We start from the raw sequence: 17,995 nt of genomic DNA, 5'->3' as shown, positions 1-17,995 counted from the left end.
CGAGCGGACACACTTTTTGCTACTTAACCCCAGAATCATGGCTTTCATGACTGTATCGAGGCACGAAAAAACCAGTGGACGCATTGACTGCGTCCACTGGATCTTTAAGCTCTGTGCGGGTCTCCGCCGAAAGCTATGTCGAATGCTGGTGAAGGCTTAGGCCTCGACAGCCTCGTTCTCGACGATGTTCACCACGCGACGACGGCGCTTGGTAGCGAACTGTACGGCGCCGGCCTTCAGGGCGAACAGAGTGTCGTCGCCACCGCGACCGACGTTCTCACCCGGGTGGAAAGAGGTACCACGCTGGCGGATCAGGATCTCGCCGGCCTTGACCTGCTGGCCGCCGAAGCGCTTCACACCGAGACGCTTGGACTCGGAGTCACGGCCGTTGTTGGAGCTAGATGCACCCTTCTTGTGTGCCATTTGTCTCTCCCTCCTTAAGGAAGATTATTGAAGTGTCTCGGTAGTTTACTTGATACCGGTGACCTTCAGAACCGTGAGGCTCTGACGGTGGCCGAAGCGGCGCTTGTAACCGGTCTTGTTGCGGTAGTGCATACCACGGATCTTCGGTCCGCGGACGTGCTCTACGATCTCAGCGTTGACGTTGACAGATGCCAGCTTGTCACCGGTGGTGACGTTTGCGCCATCGACGACGAGAACCGGGGTGAGAGCCACGGACGAACCCGGCTCACCCTCGATCTTCTCGACCTTGACGAGGTCACCTTCGGCAACCTTGTACTGCTTTCCGCCGGTCTTGACGATCGCGTACATGTAGGGCTACCCCTTTAATTTCTCTAATCGGCTCAGGCAGCCCCCTGCGGGAAGGAAGCATCCTGACTGTTACTTTTGCTTAGCTGCGTCCGTTCCCCCGAAACTCAGGACTTACCGCGAGAACGCATCTTGCTGTTGAAGATGTATTCACGCAGTCCCCGGCGACGCGCGCGTTAAAGCTGGTCACCGGCGGAACGAACAGCGACTGGTTAAGACTACCCGGTCAGGGGGCTAAAAACCAAATCCCTTTTCTTTCGCCACGAACTAGTTCTTCTTACGAACAACGCGGCGGCGACGGCCTCGCGAGCGAGGATTCTGAGCACCCGATTCCGCACCGGCATCGCGGCCACGATCACCGCCGCCATCGTTACCACTACCACCGTTGCCACTGCCCTCGAAGTCTTGGCTGCCCTGGAAGTCCTCCCGTCGCGGAGCGAAGTCGGACTTTGAGTTACCGCGCGTGCGGCGCTTGCGGCGAGGAGACTCGTCGAACTGACGTTTCGCTTCCTCGTAGCTGGAAGGCTGGTCGTCGGAAACGTGGGCGTCCTTAACTGAAGAACGAGAAGATCGACCCGCATCCGCGCCAGTCGACGCCGAGCGAACTACACGGCGACGGCGGCGACGCTTCGCCGGAGTCTCAGTGCGTTCGGACTTCTCAGCGCGTTCCGGTTTCTCGGCGTGATCGGCTGCAGAGGGCTCGTCCGGATCCTCCTGCGCGGACCGCTTCCGGGCGCTGGCAACGATGCTGTTGATGTCCTCGGTGGCTTGGCTGGCGTGCGGGTTGCCGCGGCGCACGACACGGCGCCGCACGCGACGACGGCCGGTGCCCTGCTCGTTAGCTCCCTGCTCCTTGGCATTCTGCTCGCTGGCTCCCTGCTCGTGCTGCGGCGCCCGCTGGTTGCCCTGGTCACGCCGGTTGTCCTGCTTTTCCTCGCGGCGCTTGTCGTCTTGGTGCCTATCCTCGCGGCGCTTGTCTTCCTGACGCTTGTCTTCCTGACGCCTATCGTCGCGGCGCTTACCCTGGTTCTTCGCCTGCTGGCGCTCCTTGCGTCGGCCGTGATCGCGGCGCGGCTCCGGATCCTGCTGCTCGACAGGGTCCGGGTGCATGATGAAGCCGCGGCCGTCGCAGGCCTCACACGGGGTGGAGAAGGTCTCCAGCAGACCGGTGCCCAAACGCTTGCGGGTCAGCTGCACCAAGCCCAGCGAGGTCACCTCGCCCAGCTTGTGGCGGGTACGGTCGCGCCCCAGGAATTCCGATAGGCGGCGCAGCACCAGGTCCTGGTTTTGCTGCAGCAGCATGTCGATGAAGTCCACCACGATCATGCCGCCGATGTCGCGCAGACGGAGCTGGCGCACGATCTCCTCGGCCGCTTCCAGGTTGTTCTCGGTAACCGTGGCCTCCAGGTTGCCACCGCTGCCGACGAAGGAGCCGGTGTTCACATCGATGACCGTCATGGCCTCGGTGTGGTCGATGATCAGGTAGCCACCCGAGGGCAGCCACACCTTGCGGGCCATTGCCTTTTCCAGCTGCTGGTCCAGGTCCAGCGGCGCGAAGGCATCCTGGCCGTCGTGCTTGCCCCGGTTCCACTTGTGCACCCGGTCCATCAGCTCCGGAGAGGTCCGTCCCAGGTAGTCGCGGACGACCTGCCAGGACTTATCGCCGTCGATGATCAACTCGGAGAAGTCCGCATTGAAGACGTCGCGCACGACTTGGATCAGCATGTTCGGCTCTTCGTAGAGCGTCACCGGCTTGGAGCCCTTGGAGTTGCGCTCCTTGTTCTCCAGCTTCTGGATCTCCTCCCAGCGCTTTTGCAGGCGCTGGACGTCTTCGGTGATCTGCTCTTCCGTGGCGTTCTCCGCAGCGGTGCGGATGATCGCGCCGCCGTCGCCGGTGATCACTTCGCCGAGGATGTCCTTCAGGCGCTTGCGCTCACCGACGGGCAGCTTGCGGGAAATGCCCGCGGTCGTACCTGCCGGGAAGAACACCAGGTAGCGGCCTGCGAAGCTGATGCGGTTGGTCAGGCGGGCACCCTTGTGCCCGATCGGGTCCTTCAGCACCTGCACCAGGATCTGGTCGCCGGGGCGCAGTGCCTGGTCGATCTTGCGGCTCTTGGAATGCAGGTGCGGCGAACGCCAATCCATCTCACCTGCGTACAGCACTGCGTTGCGGCCAGTGCCAATGTCCACAAAGGCTGCTTCCATGCTGCCCAGCACGTTCTGCACACGGCCGAGGTACACGTTGCCGATCAGCGACTGGTGCGTCGCATCCGCGACGAAGTGTTCGACCAGCTGACCGTCCTCCACCACGCCGACCTGCGTCAACATGCCCTTGTCGTCGGTGCGCTGCGAGTCGCGGACGATCATGGTGCGCTCGACGGACTCACGGCGTGCCAGGAACTCGGCACGGGTGATGGCCTTGTAGTTCCGGTCGCGGTTTCTTGCACGCCAGCGGCGCTGCGATTCAAGGCGGGTGGAGCCCTTCATCTTCACCGGCTCATCCACCATGTCGTCGGTGGAGCGCTCGGCAGGGTGCAGGTCCTCGGGCGCGATCGCCTTCTGGTGTTCCTGTTTATTGTCTTGCCCTTCGCCCTTTTCTTCTGACGCCCGCTCCTCCGCCTGGCGCACGCTTCCCACACGGCGCACGACTCGGCGGACCCGGCGCCGACGAACTGGTTTCTGCTCGGAGCCTTCAGCCTCAGCCTTTTCTGGCTTGGCCTGCTCAGCCTGCTTGGACTGCTTAGGCTCCGCGTTCTTGGCGGTCTTCTTCACCGCGCGCTTCGTCGTCCGCTTCGCGGTGCGCTTGGAAGTCCGCTTAGAGGGCTTCTCCCCCGCCTTGTCCTCGGGCATCTCCGCTGGTTGCTCCGCTAGCTGCTCTGCTGGCTGCTCGACAGTTGTCGCAGTTTCCTTGTCAGAAACCTCTTCGGCAGGTTGTTCTGCTGCCTTCTTTGTCTGCCTCTTCGAGGTCTTCTTGGCTGCCTTCTTTGTTGCCTTCTTGGCAGTCTTTTTCGCAGGCTTCTCTGCCTGTTTCTTCGCAGCCTTCTTGTCTGCCTGAGCTGGTTTATCGGTGGAACTAAGGGCGTCCAGAACAGAAAAGACCTGCGCCTGAGTCAGCGACGAAGCCGTCTTCTTTCCCTCAATTCCATGGTCCGCCAGTACGCCCAGGAAATCCGTCGCGCGGATCCCCAACTGCTTGGCAATGGTGTGGACGCGGACCTTCTCCCCCACACTTCCTCGATCAATTTTCGCAGCCTGAGCTGCAATTTCCGGGCTGATGGTCGCCACGAAATCTCCTTTTAAAGTCTTCAAAGTTTGCTCGATCGCAATGCCGCATCATCGTTGTGGGCATCCGATCTGCACCCATTGTCTCATATCCACCCGACAGTGCAGCGAACGCGCCGAAACCGGCTGTTACGCTAGTCGCTATGCCAACCCCCACGCAGCCCCCTAGAGCTTTCGACCATGCGGTTCTGACGGACGTAGCCAACAGCATGAAGCCGAACAAAGGCGCCCAGTTCGCCTTGTCTATCGTGTTTGCAGCAATAATGCTGATCCTGTGTTCGCCGCTAAACGGTCCGCTGCCCGCACTGGGGATCCTCGTCACCGCCATCGTGGCTTGCGTGGTGTGGTGGCGCTACCTGCGACGGGGCGGCGTGCGCGGGAACGACTACTCCCCCATGAAGACGGACGTCGAGGCCGCCCGCACCCCCTTCAGCTGGAAGGAGGAAGGTCGCCTCGTGCTGTTGCTGGGGTTGGTTTTCGGACTATCCCAGGTCGCGTCGATGGTTGTTGGCAGCGGTCGGTGGGCCTACGCAGGTGTTGCCGCACTCATTACCGTGGGGGTTGCCTACTGGGTTATTTCTTTTGACGCCTGGCGCCCCGCCCGCTACACCACCCCAGAAAAGCTTGATCGGGACATCAAGATTGAAACCCCCGTGGAGTGGCTGCACGCATTTCTTTACTGCCGCCGCTGCGTGCCGGGCGGGCTGCAGATGCTCAGCGACAGGCTGAAGGAGGATCTAGCGCACTACGGCTGGACCGCGAAAGAGGCAGACGAGGCTCTGAACAAACTGGTCAAGCAGGGAAATGCGGTGAAGATCCGCGAGCTGCGCTCCGCCGATGGTGCGCTGAACTGGGTAACACTGACGGAAGAAGGTTCACAGAAATTCCAGCAGCGCTACGGCGGATAATGCGCCGGATAATACCGAGGCTGCGACCAAGCACGCACCCCCTTTAACACGCAACACGCAAAAACCGCGGACGCGATGCGCCCGCGGTCTATTTGTCTAAATTTTTACAGGTTCGGGAACCAGATGCCGATCTCGCGCTCAGCGGACTCCGGGGAGTCGGAGCCGTGGACAACGTTCTCACCAACGGTCAGTGCGAAGTCGCCGCGGATGGTGCCCGGGGTGGCCTTCTCGACCGGGTGAGTGCCGCCGGCCAGCTGACGCCAAGCAGCGATAGCAGACTCGCCCTCAACGATGCCTGCAACCAGCGGAGCGGAGGTGATGAAGTCCACCAGCTCGCCGAAGAAAGGCTTGTCGGCATGCTCAGCGTAGTGCTTCTCCGCGGTCTCGCGGTCAGCGGTGCGCAGGTCCAGCTCGACGAGCTTCAGACCCTTCTTTTCGATGCGAGAGATAATTTCGCCCACGTGGCCGTTCTTCACGCCGTCGGGCTTGATCAGAATGAGAGTGCGTTCAGTCATGCCAGCAATTCTACACGTGGCGTCACGGCGCTACAGCGCCGCAACACCCTGGCGCTACAGCGCCACAACACCCTAGCGCCGCAGCGCCGCAGCACCCCACTGCTACACGCGACCGCGCACCTGGTCCATCAAGGCATACGCGCGGTCACCCGGGCACGCCGTTGCCGTGGATACGTCGCCCCAGTCGCGGTGGCCGGTAATCGTCCGGCGGGTCACGTTCAGGCGGGCTGCGTTGTTGACGTAGCGCACGCTGCCGCGCGGATCCAGGCCTAGACCGTGGCACAGGTGGCGTAGGACGCGCACGAGGGAATCGATGGCAGCGGGGGTCGGGCTTTGCGTCATAAAGTTACCCAGCAAGCACACACCAATGTTGCCGTCGTTTGCGTTGTACACGTGCCCTGCGGTCACGGACATCGGCGTACCTCCCAGGCTGCCGGACTGGAACACCGCCTGGCCATCCGTGCCGGTGGTGCGGCCCTGGAACACGGTGCCGTCCGGGGCGATCAGCAGGTGGTAGCCGATATCGCCCCAGCCGCGCCCACCATTCGCGCTGGAGGCGTGGAAGGCATAGATACTGCGGACGTTCGCGGCATAATCGCCGTTGGCTGGGGTGGCCATGGCGGTGTGGTGCACGGTGATGAGTTGCGCGCGGGTGAAGCGGGGCGTCCACCCCATCAGTGATTCGTTGGCGCCCCATTCGCGACGGGAAACAACGCGCAGGCCGTCGATCACGTTCGCGCCACCGCCGATGCCACCGCCTGGGGCGGGCAGCCCCGGAATTGCCAAGCCACTAGACGCCAGGATTCCAGCAATGGTTCCCGCCAGCGCCAGCGAGCCGACCACACCCGCAGCACCGGTCTCCAGGCTGCTCTGCAGATCAGCCGGATCCTTGGGGAGACCAGGCGCGGAATAGGGTGCGATGCCCGCGCCGAAAATCTTCTCTTCCTCCCCCTTTGGAGCCTCCACGACGTGCAGGAATACCCGGGTCGCCGGATCGTTGAGGTCGGCGGGCAGCCACACCTCGGTAGCCCCTTCCGGCAGGTTCACTGGGTCGGACTTCAGGGCGGAATCGTCGCCCTCGCGGTCGTGCGCCTCGGGGTGCACCACGCGATCTTCCGTGCGCCCGCCCGCGAACTCAAAGCGGAGCGTCGCCGTGGTCTCCTCTGTCGCCGCGGGCGGAAAGGTAATCGTCAGGTACCCGGTGCCTCCGGGAAGCTGTCCCTTCTGGTTGACGCCGATTCCCGTCGCCGTAAATTCTGCTAACTGGCCAGGGTTGGCTGGGTTGGCAGGGTTGGCTGGGTCGGTGGGGCTGGCGGCGTTGTCAGCGGAGGAAAAGACCCCCATATTGTTGCGGTTGGCGAAGAGGAGGGTGCCACCTACGGCGGCTCCAAGGGCGGTGGATGAGCGGAAAAATGCACGGCGCGTCAACGTCATGATGCGCATATTAAGACACATTCGGGGGTAGCGGGCACATCACCCCCCTTTCCGGGGTATCCCCTGGTCGCCGTTACTGATGTTAAAGCAGTGGCGAATGTGGCGTCATAAAGATTACTCAGTGGGGGTAGCCGGACGGCGCACGTTCCCTTCCTCATCGAGGTGCTGTGAAGGCAGCAGACCGCGCTCCATCCGGCGCAGCAGGTTCGAGCGAAGGTGGTAAACGTACCACCAGCACAGCGCGAAGATCACGCCCATCGCACCCATCGCCGGGTGCACAATGAACCCCGCAACGGCCAGTACCTGCAGACCGATGTTCAGCCAATCCGCCCATTTGAGCTTCTGCAGGAAAGCCGCCACGATCATGGCAGCGCCCAGTCCGATGACGTAAACCATGTTGAAGGTTGTGGCGGAGGCGCCGGCGTCCACCCGCGTAATCACGGTGAGAACCAGCAGGATCACGATGGCCTCCATGATGTGGGTGCCTGCCATCACTCCGCGCAGGCCCTTCAGGGGATCGTTCGCGGGAGCCTGGCCTGGGCCTAGCGGGCCGTATTCGACCTGCTTCCCCACCTGCTTGCCAGCCTGGTTGTCGGCCCGTTTGCCAGCCCCAGTGCGGTTGTGCGGGTTCTGTGCCACGATCGTGCAGCTCCTTGCTAGTTCTGCTAATTCTTCCGGATTGAATACTTCTTTCGGCGCCTGTGCCAGTGCCAGTGTGCCCGTGTGCGCTACGCCGGTTCCTTGCCAAACAGCGTACGGGCCTCCCCAGCCGTCACAACGGAGCCGGTAATCAGCACGCCCGCGCCCGACAGCACACCATCTTCGTCGTCTTCGGCCAGCTGAGTGGCTAGCTCCACGGCGCCGGGAAGGTTAGCTGCCACGTGCACGCGCTCCTCGCCGAAGGCATCGCGCGCGTACTCGGCCAACACATCGACGGGCAGGACGCGCGGGGAATTCACTTCCGTCACCACAACCTCGTCCAACACAGGCTCCAGAGCGGCCAGGATACCGCGGGCGTCCTTGTCCCCCAGCACGCCGATCACGCCGACAAGCCTGCGGAACTCGAAGTCGCGGTCGATGGCCGCAGCCAGGGCCTTGGCTCCGTGCGGATTGTGGGAAGCGTCGATGAACACGCTCGGGGTGGAACGCACGCGCTCTAGTCGGCCGGGCGAGGCAACGGAGGCGAAGCCCTGGCGCACAATGTCCACGTCCAGCTTCCGATCTGCCCCGGCACCAAAGAAGGCTTCAACGGCCGCCAGCGCCACAGCCGCATTGCGCGCCTGGTGCTCGCCGGATAGGGGCAGGAAGATGTCCTCGTATTCCCCGGCCAAGCCGCGGATGGTCAGGCTCTGCCCACCCACTGCGATCTGGCTGGACACCACACCGAATTCGCTACCCGCACGGGCAACCGCGGAATCCTTGGCGACCGCTTCTTCCAGGATCACGCGCATCGCTTCGGGTTCTTGCTCGGCGACGATAGTCACGTTATCCGGCGGGGTCAGCAGGTCATCGGCGTCCCAGCGAGCCTTGATGATGCCCGCCTTCTCGCCCGCGATCTGCTCCAACGTGTCGCCCAGGTAGTCCGTGTGATCCAGCCCTATCGGGGTGATCACGGCAACGTCGGAGTTCACCACGTTCGTCGCGTCCCAGCGCCCGCCCATGCCGGTCTCCACCACGGCGACGTCCACCGGCGCATCGGCGAAGGCCGCGTAAGCCATGGCCACCAGCACCTCGAACTTGCTCATCTGCGGGCCGCCTTCGGCCTGACTCTTCGCGTCCACCATCTCCACCATCGGCTGGATGTCGCGCCAGGTGTCCACGTAGTCGCGCGGGTGCAGCGGCTTGCCATCGATGGCGATGCGTTCGGTGACGATCTGCAGGTGCGGGCTGGTAGTCCGCCCGGTGCGGCGGTGGAACGCGCGCATCAGCGATTCGATCATCCGCACCACGGAGGTCTTGCCGTTCGTACCCGCCACGTGAATCACGGGGAACGCGCGCTCTGGGTGACCAAGCAGGTCCATCAGCATTTCCACCCGCTCGAGCGTCGGGTCGATCTTCGTCTCTGGCCACCGCAGGTTCAGTTCCGCGTCAACCTCGGCCAGGGCGGCCAGGTCCTCGGGCGTAATGGGCCTTTCTTTTGGTGACGCCACCTCAGCCTCATCCGACCCCACGCCGTCGATAGGCAGGGCCAGGCCTGCCTCGTCGAGGGTTACCTCTTCCGGGTAGCTATCCCCGAGCTTGTCGTCGGTGGTTTTATCGTCGGTCATGCCTTCGGCAGACCTTCCAGTCGGGCGGTGATGCGATCGAATTCCTCCTGCGCAACGCGCTGACGCTCGCGGATTCCCTCGACAACCTTCTCCGGCGCCTTGGCTAGGAAGTTCTCGTTACCCAGCTTCTTCGCTGCGTTGTCCAGCTCCTTCTGCGCTGCCGCGAGGTCCTTCTCCAGACGCTTGCGCTCCGCGGCCACGTCTACGGTGCCGGAGGTATCCAGCTTCACCGCGATGGTGGCCTGGGACAGGCGCACCTCGATGGACGCGGTCTCAGCGAAGTCTTCGGCCGGGGTTTCCAGGCGCACCAGCGAACGCACGGCGTCCTCGAAGTCGGCCAGGTCGGCGGCAGCGAAGTCCAGGGCAGCGGGCACCTTCTGGGAGGGCTTCACGCCCTGGTCGCTGCGGAAGCGACGCAGCTCGGTGACCAGCTTGTCCACGTCAGCCATGCGGCGCACCGCGTCGGCGTCAGTCTCCACCCCACCGTTGGTCAAATCGGCGGTCGGCCAGGCGGCAGTGACCAGGGATTCGGAGTAGCCCTCTTCCCCAGCGGTCAGTGCCTTCCACAGAGTCTCGGTGACGAAAGGCATGGCGGGGTGCAGCAGGCGCAGCACTGCGTCCAGCACGCGCCCCAGCACGATCTGGGTGCTGATGCCCCGCTGGATCTGCTCCTCGGTAGCGCTGTCCCAATCGCGCGGGATCTGCACCTTCGCGATCTCCAGGTACCAGTCGCAGAACTCGCCCCAGGCGAAGCGGTACAGGTTTTCGTTCGCCAGGGAGAACTCGTAGCGGTCCAAAGCGTCGTCCACCAGCTGGCGGACTTCCTCCAGGCGGTCCAGGATCCAGCGGTCAGCATCCGTCAGCGTCTCGCGGGCTGGCAGCTCACCGACGTGCGCTCCGTTCATGAGGGCGAACTTGGTGGCGTTGTACAGCTTGGTGGCGAAATTGCGGGAAGACTGTGCGGCATCCTCACCCACCGGCAGGTCGGAGCCCGGGTTGGCGCCACGCGCCAGGGTGAAGCGCAGCGCATCCGCACCATAGTCGCTCACCCAATCCATAGGGTCGATGCCGTTGCCTAGGGACTTGGACATCTTGCGGCCGTGCTCGTCGCGCACCAGGCCGTGCAGGAAAATGTCCTTGAATGGGATCTGCGGGCGTCCGTCCTTGCCCGTGCCCAGCACCTCGGTGGTGTGCTTGGAGGCGAAGGTGGCGAACATCATCATGCGGGCAACCCAGAAGAACAGGATGTCGTAGCCGGTCACCAGCACGCTGGTGGGATAGAACTTCTCCAGCTCCGGGGTCTTCTCCGGCCAGCCCATCGTAGAGAACGGCCACAGGGCGGAGCTGAACCAAGTATCCAGCACGTCCTCGTCCTGGCGCCAACCCTCACCCGTCGGGGGTTCATCGTCCGGTCCGCAGCACACGATCTCGTCGTTCGGGCCGTACCAGATTGGGATGCGGTGGCCCCACCACAGCTGGCGGGAAATGCACCAGTCGTGCATGTCGTCCACCCAGTCAAACCAGCGCGGTTCCTGGGAGGCCGGGTGGATCACCGAGTCGCCAGAGCGAATCGCATCGCCGGACATCTTCGCCAGCTCGTCAACCTTGACGAACCACTGCTCGGACAGGCGCGGCTCCACGGCCTCCTTGGAACGCTCGGAGTGGCCCACGCTGTGGACGTAGGGGAACTTGCGGGCCACGATGCGCCCCTGCTCCTCCAGCGCCAGGCGGATCTTCTCGCGCGCCTCGTAGCGCTCCATCCCGTCGAACTCCGTGCCGGTGTTCGCGATGTGGCCGGTCTCGTCCATGATCACCGGCATCGGCAGGTCGTGGCGCTGGCCCAATGCGAAGTCGTTCGGGTCGTGCGCCGGGGTGATCTTCACGGCACCAGTACCGAACTCCGGGTCGACGTAGTCGTCGGCCACCACAACCATCTGGCGATCTGGCAGGAACGGGTGCGGCAAGGTCTTGCCCACCAGTTCCGCGTAGCGCTCGTCCTCCGGGTGCACGGCAACGGCCACGTCGCCCAGCATCGTCTCCACACGGGTGGTCGCCACGATCACATGGGGCTCGGAATCGTCCAGGGAGCCGTAGCGGATACTCACCAGCTCGCCCTCGTCGTCGGAATAAACGACCTCGATGTCGGAAATAGCAGTCTGCAGCACCGGGGACCAGTTCACCATGCGATTCGCCCGGTAGATCAGGCCGGCGTCAAAAAGCTCCTTGAACATGGTCTGCACCGCGCGGGACAGGCCATCGTCCAGAGTGAAGCGCTCGCGCGACCAATCCACCGAGTCACCGATGGCGCGCATCTGGCGCTGGATCACGCCACCGTACTGGTCCTTCCACTCCCAGACCTTGTCCACGAAGGCCTCGCGGCCATAGTCGAAGCGATCCTTGCCCTCGGTTTCCTTCAGGTTGGCCTCGACCTTCGTCTGGGTGGCAATACCCGCGTGGTCGGAGCCCGGCAGCCACAGGACCTCGAAGCCCTGCATGCGCTTGCGGCGGGCCATCGCATCCATCAGGGTGTGGTCCAGTGCGTGGCCCATGTGCAGCTGGCCGGTCACGTTCGGCGGCGGCAGCACAATGCTAAAAGGTGGCTTATCGCTGGCCGGGTCGGCCTTGAAGTAGCCGGAATCCACCCACCCCTGGTACAGGTTTTCCTCTACCGCGGCGGGGTCCCATGCCGCGGGAAGCTGTGCCGAGCGGTCAGCACCAATCTGGTTAGAGCCATTTGCCTTAGAACTGGAGTCACTCACGCTTGCCCAGTCTAGTAGACGGCCCGGACTAGCTGTACAACCCCGCCTACATCTCGCGCGCTTACATCTCCAGCGCCGCCCGCAGCACACCGGCGGCTTCGTCCAACGCCCGCGCGGCACCATGCCACACTCCCGAAGAATTCACGAAGGGGTGGATCAGGCCGGGGTGGCGTCGGAAAGAAACAGGAACCCCTGCCTGGCGCAGCTTGTCCGCATAGGCCGCGCCCTCGTCACGCAGAGGATCGAACCCGGCGACGGCTACATATGCCGGAGCGACCCCACTCACATCATCAGCCAGCAGCGGGGACACGTCCGGATCCTGGCGCTGCGCCTCGTCGGTGAGGTACTGGTCGCGGTACCACCGCATGTGCGCATGGGTCAGGAAGTAGCCCTTGGCGAACTCCTTGTGGCTAGGCGTATCCATCTGCGCGAGGTTCGTGACCGGCACAAATAGCAGCTGAGCCCGCGGCTGCTCCTGCCCTTGCCGCTTCCGGCGCAGGCACACCACGGCGGCCAGGTTGCCTCCCGCAGAGTCGCCGCCGATGGCCACCTTTTTCTTATCGACGCCCCTCACTTCACCCGCCATCGCGGCCTCCACAACGGCACAGCAGTCATCCGGCGCGGCGGGGAAAGGATGCTCCGGGGCCAAGCGATAATCCACGGCCAGCACCGCCACACGGGCGCTTTCGCACAGCCAGCGGCAGGTCGAATCGTGCGAGTCGAGGGAGCCAACCACCCAGCCGCCACCGTGGAAGTACACCAGGGTCGGCAGGTCCTGGTCGGGTGTCACAGCACCGGTTGGCCGGTAGTGGCGCACCCGCACGCCGCGGATCTGCTCCTCCACCACCGAACCAACCGGCCTGACGCGCCCACCGGCCATGTAGGCAGCGTCTTCCACTACTGCGCGGGTTTCCGCGACAGGCTGATGGGAATAGTCCGCGGGGTGCATCAAGTCGGTGACCAGGCTGGAGGCGCGAACGTCAGCGTCCAGCCTGTCGCCGTCAGAGTTCGTGCGAGTGCCGAGTACCCGCAGCAGGGTTTCGGGAATGTTGGGCAATACCCACCCGGCGCGGGCGGACAGCTGATTAAACAGAGAGTGCTGGCGGTGCTGGGAGTGGATCGGAGCTGTGGTTTCAGTTGGTGAGTTCATGCCATACATAAAAGCACCCGACCAGGTGGCCGGGTGGCGGTATGGGCAAAAAAGTTTCTAGTTGAAAACTAGAGGTTTGCTAGCGGCTAGTTAAAGGCTAATTAGCGGCTCAGTTACAGCAGGCCAGCTTCCACGACCGCTGCCTTTTCCTCCTGCAGTTCCTTCACGTTTGCGTCGATGCGCTCCTGCTGCGCCGGGCTGATCTCCAGTCCCTGCACGATCTCCCACTCGCCGTTGACGGAGCGGCAGGGGAAGGAGAACACGAGGCCTTCCGGGATCCCATAGGAACCATCGGAGGGCAGAGCGACGGAAACCCAGTTGCCCTCGGCAGTGCCGTTCACCCAGTCGCGCATGTGATCCAGCGCGCCGTTGGCGGCGGAGGCTGCGGAGGAACGGCCGCGCACCTCAATGATCTCCGCGCCGCGCTTAGCTACGCGCGGGATGAACTCGTCGTTCACCCATGCTGCGTCCAGCTTGTCGGCGATCTTCTCGCCATTCAGCGTCAGCTCCGTGACGTCCGGGAACTGGGTGGCGGAGTGGTTGCCCCAGACGATCATGTTCTTCAGGTCGCGGACAGCCACGCCCAGCTTCTCCGCCACCTGAGCCAGGCCGCGGTTGTGGTCCAGGCGAGTCAGGGCGGTGATGCGGCGGGGATCCAACCCCTCGGCGTGGGCGGCGACGATCGCGGCGTTGGTGTTTGCCGGGTTGCCGACCACGATAACGCGCACGTCGTCGGCAGCGTGCTCGGCAATGGCTTTGCCCTGGGGGCCGAAGATCTTGCCGTTGGCGGCCAGCAGGTCGGCGCGCTCCTCGCCCTTCTGGCGCGGCTTCGCACCGACCAGGAACACCGCGTTGGCGTCCTTGAAGCCCTCGTTGATGTCGGTGGTGATGGTGACCTCGCCCAGCAGTGGGTAGGCGCAGTCGGCCAGCTCCAGTGCCACGCCACGTGCAGCCTGCACACCGTGCTCGGTCTCCAGCAGTCGGAGGTTCACCACCCGGTCGCCGAAGACTTCACCCTTGGCGATGCGGAACAGCAGGGAGTAGCCAATCTGGCCACCCGCACCCGTAACGGTGACGGTGACGGCGTTCTGGTTGTTAGTGGTCACGCTGGGCTCCTTTGAAAGCAGGTTTCTCAGATTATTTTTAAACCGCTTCCCACTGTAATGACCCTCCCGTTGACCTGCATGGCACGGCAGGTCAGGCTCCGCACCCTAGGGCGTAGCTTGCCATTCCTCGCCTTTCCCACCACCCCCGATCGCACCCTCAGTTACTGCACATCGCTGCAGGTTAACCCGGTGGGTAGATAAACTACTTTGGTGCAAAATAAGCCCCACCTCCCCGCTTCTGCGGCCTGGTATGCGCTGAGCGATCAGCAGTACATCCGGGCCATGAACGCCGCCGTGACCATCGCCGTGCGGGTCGGTGCTGCCTTTACTTCCCAGCACTTGGCCACCATCGCCCGGGTTGCCCGCGTGTCGGCAACGTGCGATCTGCTCGCCTCCCCCAGCCGGCTCTATGAGGAAGCTCTGCGTTATGCGCACTCTTCCATTTGGCCCGTGCCGCTGAACGGCTATGACAACCCGGAGATGGACCGCTCCCCCGTCCGCGAGATGCGTAACCTCGTCGGCGCTACCTATACCCGCTTCGCCACGCACCCGGAATCTGTGCGCTTGATTGTGGCCGAAAATCTTCTGGGCGACCCGGAGCTGGTGCACCGCGTAGGCGTGCTGGAGGATTCGCCTGTCGTGCTGCACATCGATCGTGTTCTGATGCGTGGCCACGACATTGGCGCGTTCCGCAACGGTGTGTCCGCGGAGGACACTTATGCCCTGATTACCGCGCTGTGCTCTTTCGCCGTCACCCAGGGCACCACGTTCCACGCGCTGTATGGCATGGATTCTAGGGAGGCGTCCAACGAGGCCGGCCTGCGCAACCTCACCTGCGACGCGGTCATCGCTTTCCTCACCACGACGATGCCAACGAAGCAGGGTAATTCATACACTCACGCTTCACACTCGTCGGTGATCGGTTCGTCGGTCGCCGCGTCGCTCTACGCCGATTCGCGGGATGGGGATAGCGAGGTTAGTGACGCCCCCTCGGCCTCCGACGATCTATATCACGACTAGGCGCTCTTCTTATCCCGCTTTGCTACTTCTTCGTGGGTCAGCAGGGTCGGTTCCGCCTCACCGCGGGCGCATGCGCCGGTGATAATGACTTCCCCAGTTTCCTCGTCCTCCGGGATGGCGAACATGGTCGGCAGCAGCAGGGTCTCCATGATGGAGCGCAGGCCACGGGCGCCAGTTTCGCGCGCCAGGGCCTTCTGGGCAATCTCCCGCAGAGCCTCGTCCTCGAAGGTCAGCCGCACGCCGTCCATCTCAAATAGGCGCTGGTACTGGCGCACCAGGGAGTTCTTCGGCTCGGTCAGAACCCGCACCAGTGCGTCCTCGTCCAGGTGGCCGACATGGGTCAGCACCGGCAGTCGGCCGATCAGCTCGGGGATCAGGCCGAACTTCACCAGGTCCTCCGGCTCCACGAACTGGAACGGGTTCGGATCCTCCTCAGACTTCGCGCTGATCTCCGCGCCGAAGCCCAGGCCCTTCTTACCGCGGCGCTCGGAGATGACCTTCTCCAGGCCTGCGAACGCACCGGCCACGATGAACAGCACATTCTTCGTGTCGAATTGGATGAACTCCTGGTTCGGGTGCTTGCGCCCACCCTGCGGCGGGACGGCGGCGACGGTGCCTTCCAGAATCTTCAGCAGCGCCTGCTGCACGCCCTCGCCGGAGACGTCGCGGGTGATGGACGGGTTCTCCGACTTGCGGGAAATCTTGTCCACCTCGTCGACGTAGATGATGCCGCGCTGCGCCTTCGCCACATCGAAGTCAGCTGCCTGCAAAAGCTTCAGCAAGATGTTTTCTACGTCTTCACCGACGTAGCCAGCTTCGGTCAAGCTGGTGGCGTCCGCAATGGCAAAAGGTACGTCCAACATGCGGGCGAGCGACTGCGCCAGATACGTCTTACCCGAGCCCGTCGGGCCGAGCATAAGAATGTTGGACTTCGCCAGCTCTACCTCGTCGTCAGAGCGACGGGCGGCGGCATTAGATTCCTCAACCTGGATGCGCTTGTAGTGGTTGTACACCGCCACGGCCAGGGTGCGCTTGGCCTCGTCCTGGCCGATGACGTAGTTATCCAGGAACTCGGCAATGGCGGCAGGCTTCGGCAGCTTGGCCGATCCCTCCGCAGGGTCGACGGCCAGCAGTTCCTCTTCGATGATCTCGTTACAAAGCTCGATACATTCATCGCAAATGTAGACACCAGGGCCGGCAATCAGCTTGCGGACCTGCTTCTGGCTCTTTCCACAGAAAGAGCACTTCAGGAGCTCTGCGCTTTCAGGCATGCGGGTTATCAGGCTTTCTCGGATCGGGGAAGTTACGGGACAGCTAGGTTAGCACCCTCGTAGGCTTACAACTCTACCGCGCCACACCGGATTCCCCGGGAGGCCCACGACCCCGCGGGTCGTGCCCTCTACTTCTGAGCCGACAGCTTGCGGTAGTCGAATACCTGGTCGACGATGCCGTACTCCTTGGCCTCTTCGGCCGTCAGGATCTTGTCACGGTCGGTGTCGATGCGCACCTGCTCGGCGGACTTGCCAGTGTGGCGCGCCAGGGTCTCCTCCATCAGCTTGCGCATGCGCTCGATCTCCTTAGCCTGGATCTCCAGGTCGGAAACCTGACCCTGCACTCCGCCGGTAGCGGGCTGATGGATCAGCACGCGGGCATTCGGCAGAGCGGCACGCTTGCCGGGGGTTCCGGCGGCCAGCAGAACAGCGGCCGCGCTGGCAGCCTGGCCCAGGCAGACGGTCTGCACGTCGGGGCGGACGTACTGCATCGTGTCGTAGATGGCCATCAGGCTGGTGAAGGAACCACCGGGAGAGTTGATGTACATCGTGATGTCCCGGTCCGGGTCCAGCCCCTCCAGCACCAGCAGCTGCGCCATGATGTCGTTGGCGGAAGCGTCGTCGACCTGGGTACCCAGGAAGATGATGCGCTCTTCAAACAGCTTATTGTACGGGTTGGATTCCTTCGCGCCGTAGCTGGAGTGCTCCACGAACGACGGCAGGATGTATCGCATTTCTGGCATCTGCATCTCTGACATGTCTTAGCTCTCCTTCGCAGAGGTGATGACGTGGTCGACGAAACCGTATTCCTTGGCCTGCTGTGCAGTGAACCAGCGGTCGCGGTCGGAGTCCTTGGTGATCTGCTCCACCGTCTGGCCGGTGAACTCCGCAATCAGCTCAGCCATCTCACGCTTGGTGTAGGCGAACTGTTCTGCCTGGATGGCAATGTCGGCAGCGGTACCGCCCACGCCCGCGGAAGGCTGGTGCATCATAATGCGGGCGTGTGGCAGAGCGTAGCGCTTGCCCTTGGTGCCTGCGGAAAGCAGGAACTGCCCCATGGACGCCGCCAGTCCCATCCCGTAGGTAGCGATGTCGCACGGCGCGTACTTCATCGTGTCGTAGATTGCCATGCCCGCGGTGACAGAACCACCGGGAGAGTTGATGTAGAGGCTGATATCGCGCGTCGGATCCTCTGCGGACAGCAGCAGGATCTGGGCGCACAGTTCGTTGGCGATCTCATCATCCACCTGGCTGCCCAGGAAGATGATGCGTTCGCGCAGCAGGCGCTCATACACTGAGTCTCTATGGTTAGGGGTTTCCGAACTCAACTTCGCTCCTTGCCGTAAGTATTACGAAAGTTCACTTTTGTCTGCGCCCCAGCCTAGTCACAGCTCCGGACAAAGCGTGCCTTCTGGTGGGGTTGTTCGCTGTCAGCGCACGGTAGCCGTGCTCAAAGGCAGGCAAAAAGAAAACCGCCGGAACCTCAGCGAGAGGTTCCGGCGGCGGGCGGAAGCT

General features: G+C 63.3%; 15 protein-coding genes. 2 read left to right on the top strand and 13 right to left on the bottom strand.

From position 1 onward, the window contains the following. Positions 1-156: 156 nt before the first annotated feature. The 3 genes from rpmA to HMPREF2678_RS00515 all read right to left on the bottom strand — a co-directional run bounded on the left by rpmA (position 157) and on the right by HMPREF2678_RS00515 (position 4,053). Positions 157-423, bottom strand: a complete 267-nt coding sequence (gene rpmA / locus HMPREF2678_RS00525; RefSeq protein ID WP_005296479.1) for a 50S ribosomal protein L27 — start codon at positions 421-423, stop codon at positions 157-159. Between the two features lie 45 nt (positions 424-468). Next, a complete protein-coding gene (rplU, locus tag HMPREF2678_RS00520) occupies positions 469-771 on the bottom strand; it encodes a 50S ribosomal protein L21 (RefSeq protein WP_005296481.1) in 303 nt (100 codons plus the stop codon). A 264-nt stretch (positions 772-1,035) separates the two neighbouring features. Then, a complete protein-coding gene (locus HMPREF2678_RS00515) occupies positions 1,036-4,053 on the bottom strand; it encodes an Rne/Rng family ribonuclease (RefSeq protein ID WP_246817845.1) in 3,018 nt (1,005 codons plus the stop codon). 140 nt (positions 4,054-4,193) lie between these two features. Between HMPREF2678_RS00515 and HMPREF2678_RS00510 the strand changes: the two genes are divergently transcribed. Continuing rightward, positions 4,194-4,958 (top strand): hypothetical protein, encoded by a 765-nt coding sequence (locus tag HMPREF2678_RS00510; protein WP_070550502.1) that lies wholly within the window; start codon positions 4,194-4,196, stop codon positions 4,956-4,958. 104 nt (positions 4,959-5,062) lie between these two features. Here the strand turns inward: HMPREF2678_RS00510 and ndk are convergent, their stop codons facing one another. The 7 genes from ndk to HMPREF2678_RS00475 all read right to left on the bottom strand — a co-directional run bounded on the left by ndk (position 5,063) and on the right by HMPREF2678_RS00475 (position 14,189). Further along, entirely contained in the window at positions 5,063-5,473 is a 411-nt protein-coding gene (ndk, locus tag HMPREF2678_RS00505) for a nucleoside-diphosphate kinase (RefSeq protein WP_034973318.1), read from the bottom strand. 102 nt (positions 5,474-5,575) lie between these two features. Continuing rightward, complete coding sequence (locus HMPREF2678_RS00500; protein WP_246817844.1) at positions 5,576-6,907, bottom strand: peptidoglycan recognition protein family protein; 1,332 nt, start codon at positions 6,905-6,907, stop codon at positions 5,576-5,578. Between the two features lie 114 nt (positions 6,908-7,021). Next, positions 7,022-7,480 (bottom strand): DUF4233 domain-containing protein, encoded by a 459-nt coding sequence (locus HMPREF2678_RS00495; RefSeq protein WP_246817846.1) that lies wholly within the window; start codon positions 7,478-7,480, stop codon positions 7,022-7,024. Positions 7,481-7,635: 155 nt separating this feature from the next. After that, a complete protein-coding gene (locus HMPREF2678_RS00490) occupies positions 7,636-9,174 on the bottom strand; it encodes a bifunctional tetrahydrofolate synthase/dihydrofolate synthase (protein ID WP_070550500.1) in 1,539 nt (512 codons plus the stop codon). Continuing rightward, positions 9,171-11,933 (bottom strand): valine--tRNA ligase, encoded by a 2,763-nt coding sequence (locus tag HMPREF2678_RS00485; RefSeq protein ID WP_070550499.1) that lies wholly within the window; start codon positions 11,931-11,933, stop codon positions 9,171-9,173. The genes HMPREF2678_RS00490 and HMPREF2678_RS00485 overlap by 4 nt, the downstream gene beginning before the upstream one ends. 61 nt (positions 11,934-11,994) lie before the next feature. Next, positions 11,995-13,083 (bottom strand): alpha/beta hydrolase, encoded by a 1,089-nt coding sequence (locus HMPREF2678_RS00480; protein ID WP_237744337.1) that lies wholly within the window; start codon positions 13,081-13,083, stop codon positions 11,995-11,997. A gap of 113 nt (positions 13,084-13,196) precedes the next feature. Next, a complete protein-coding gene (locus tag HMPREF2678_RS00475) occupies positions 13,197-14,189 on the bottom strand; it encodes a malate dehydrogenase (RefSeq protein ID WP_034966939.1) in 993 nt (330 codons plus the stop codon). Between the two features lie 210 nt (positions 14,190-14,399). On the opposite strand from HMPREF2678_RS00475, the gene HMPREF2678_RS00470 reads away from it, so the two are divergent. Continuing rightward, on the top strand, positions 14,400-15,209 hold the full coding sequence (locus HMPREF2678_RS00470; protein WP_230580269.1) for a hypothetical protein: 810 nt from the start codon (positions 14,400-14,402) through the stop codon (positions 15,207-15,209). Here the strand turns inward: HMPREF2678_RS00470 and clpX are convergent. The 3 genes from clpX to HMPREF2678_RS00455 form a co-directional block, all read right to left on the bottom strand. Continuing rightward, entirely contained in the window at positions 15,206-16,480 is a 1,275-nt protein-coding gene (gene clpX / locus HMPREF2678_RS00465; protein WP_034966930.1) for an ATP-dependent Clp protease ATP-binding subunit ClpX, read from the bottom strand. The genes HMPREF2678_RS00470 and clpX overlap by 4 nt on opposite strands. Positions 16,481-16,608: 128 nt before the next feature. Further along, a complete protein-coding gene (locus HMPREF2678_RS00460; RefSeq protein WP_005296507.1) occupies positions 16,609-17,238 on the bottom strand; it encodes an ATP-dependent Clp protease proteolytic subunit in 630 nt (209 codons plus the stop codon). A 3-nt stretch (positions 17,239-17,241) separates the two neighbouring features. Then, positions 17,242-17,808 (bottom strand): ATP-dependent Clp protease proteolytic subunit, encoded by a 567-nt coding sequence (locus HMPREF2678_RS00455; protein WP_011273208.1) that lies wholly within the window; start codon positions 17,806-17,808, stop codon positions 17,242-17,244. Positions 17,809-17,995 lie beyond the last annotated feature (187 nt).

The organism is Corynebacterium sp. HMSC058E07 (assembly GCF_001809885.1).
Taxonomy (GTDB): Bacteria; Actinomycetota; Actinomycetes; order Mycobacteriales; family Mycobacteriaceae; genus Corynebacterium; species Corynebacterium macclintockiae.
This window is presented reverse-complemented; position numbering and strand designations above follow the sequence as displayed.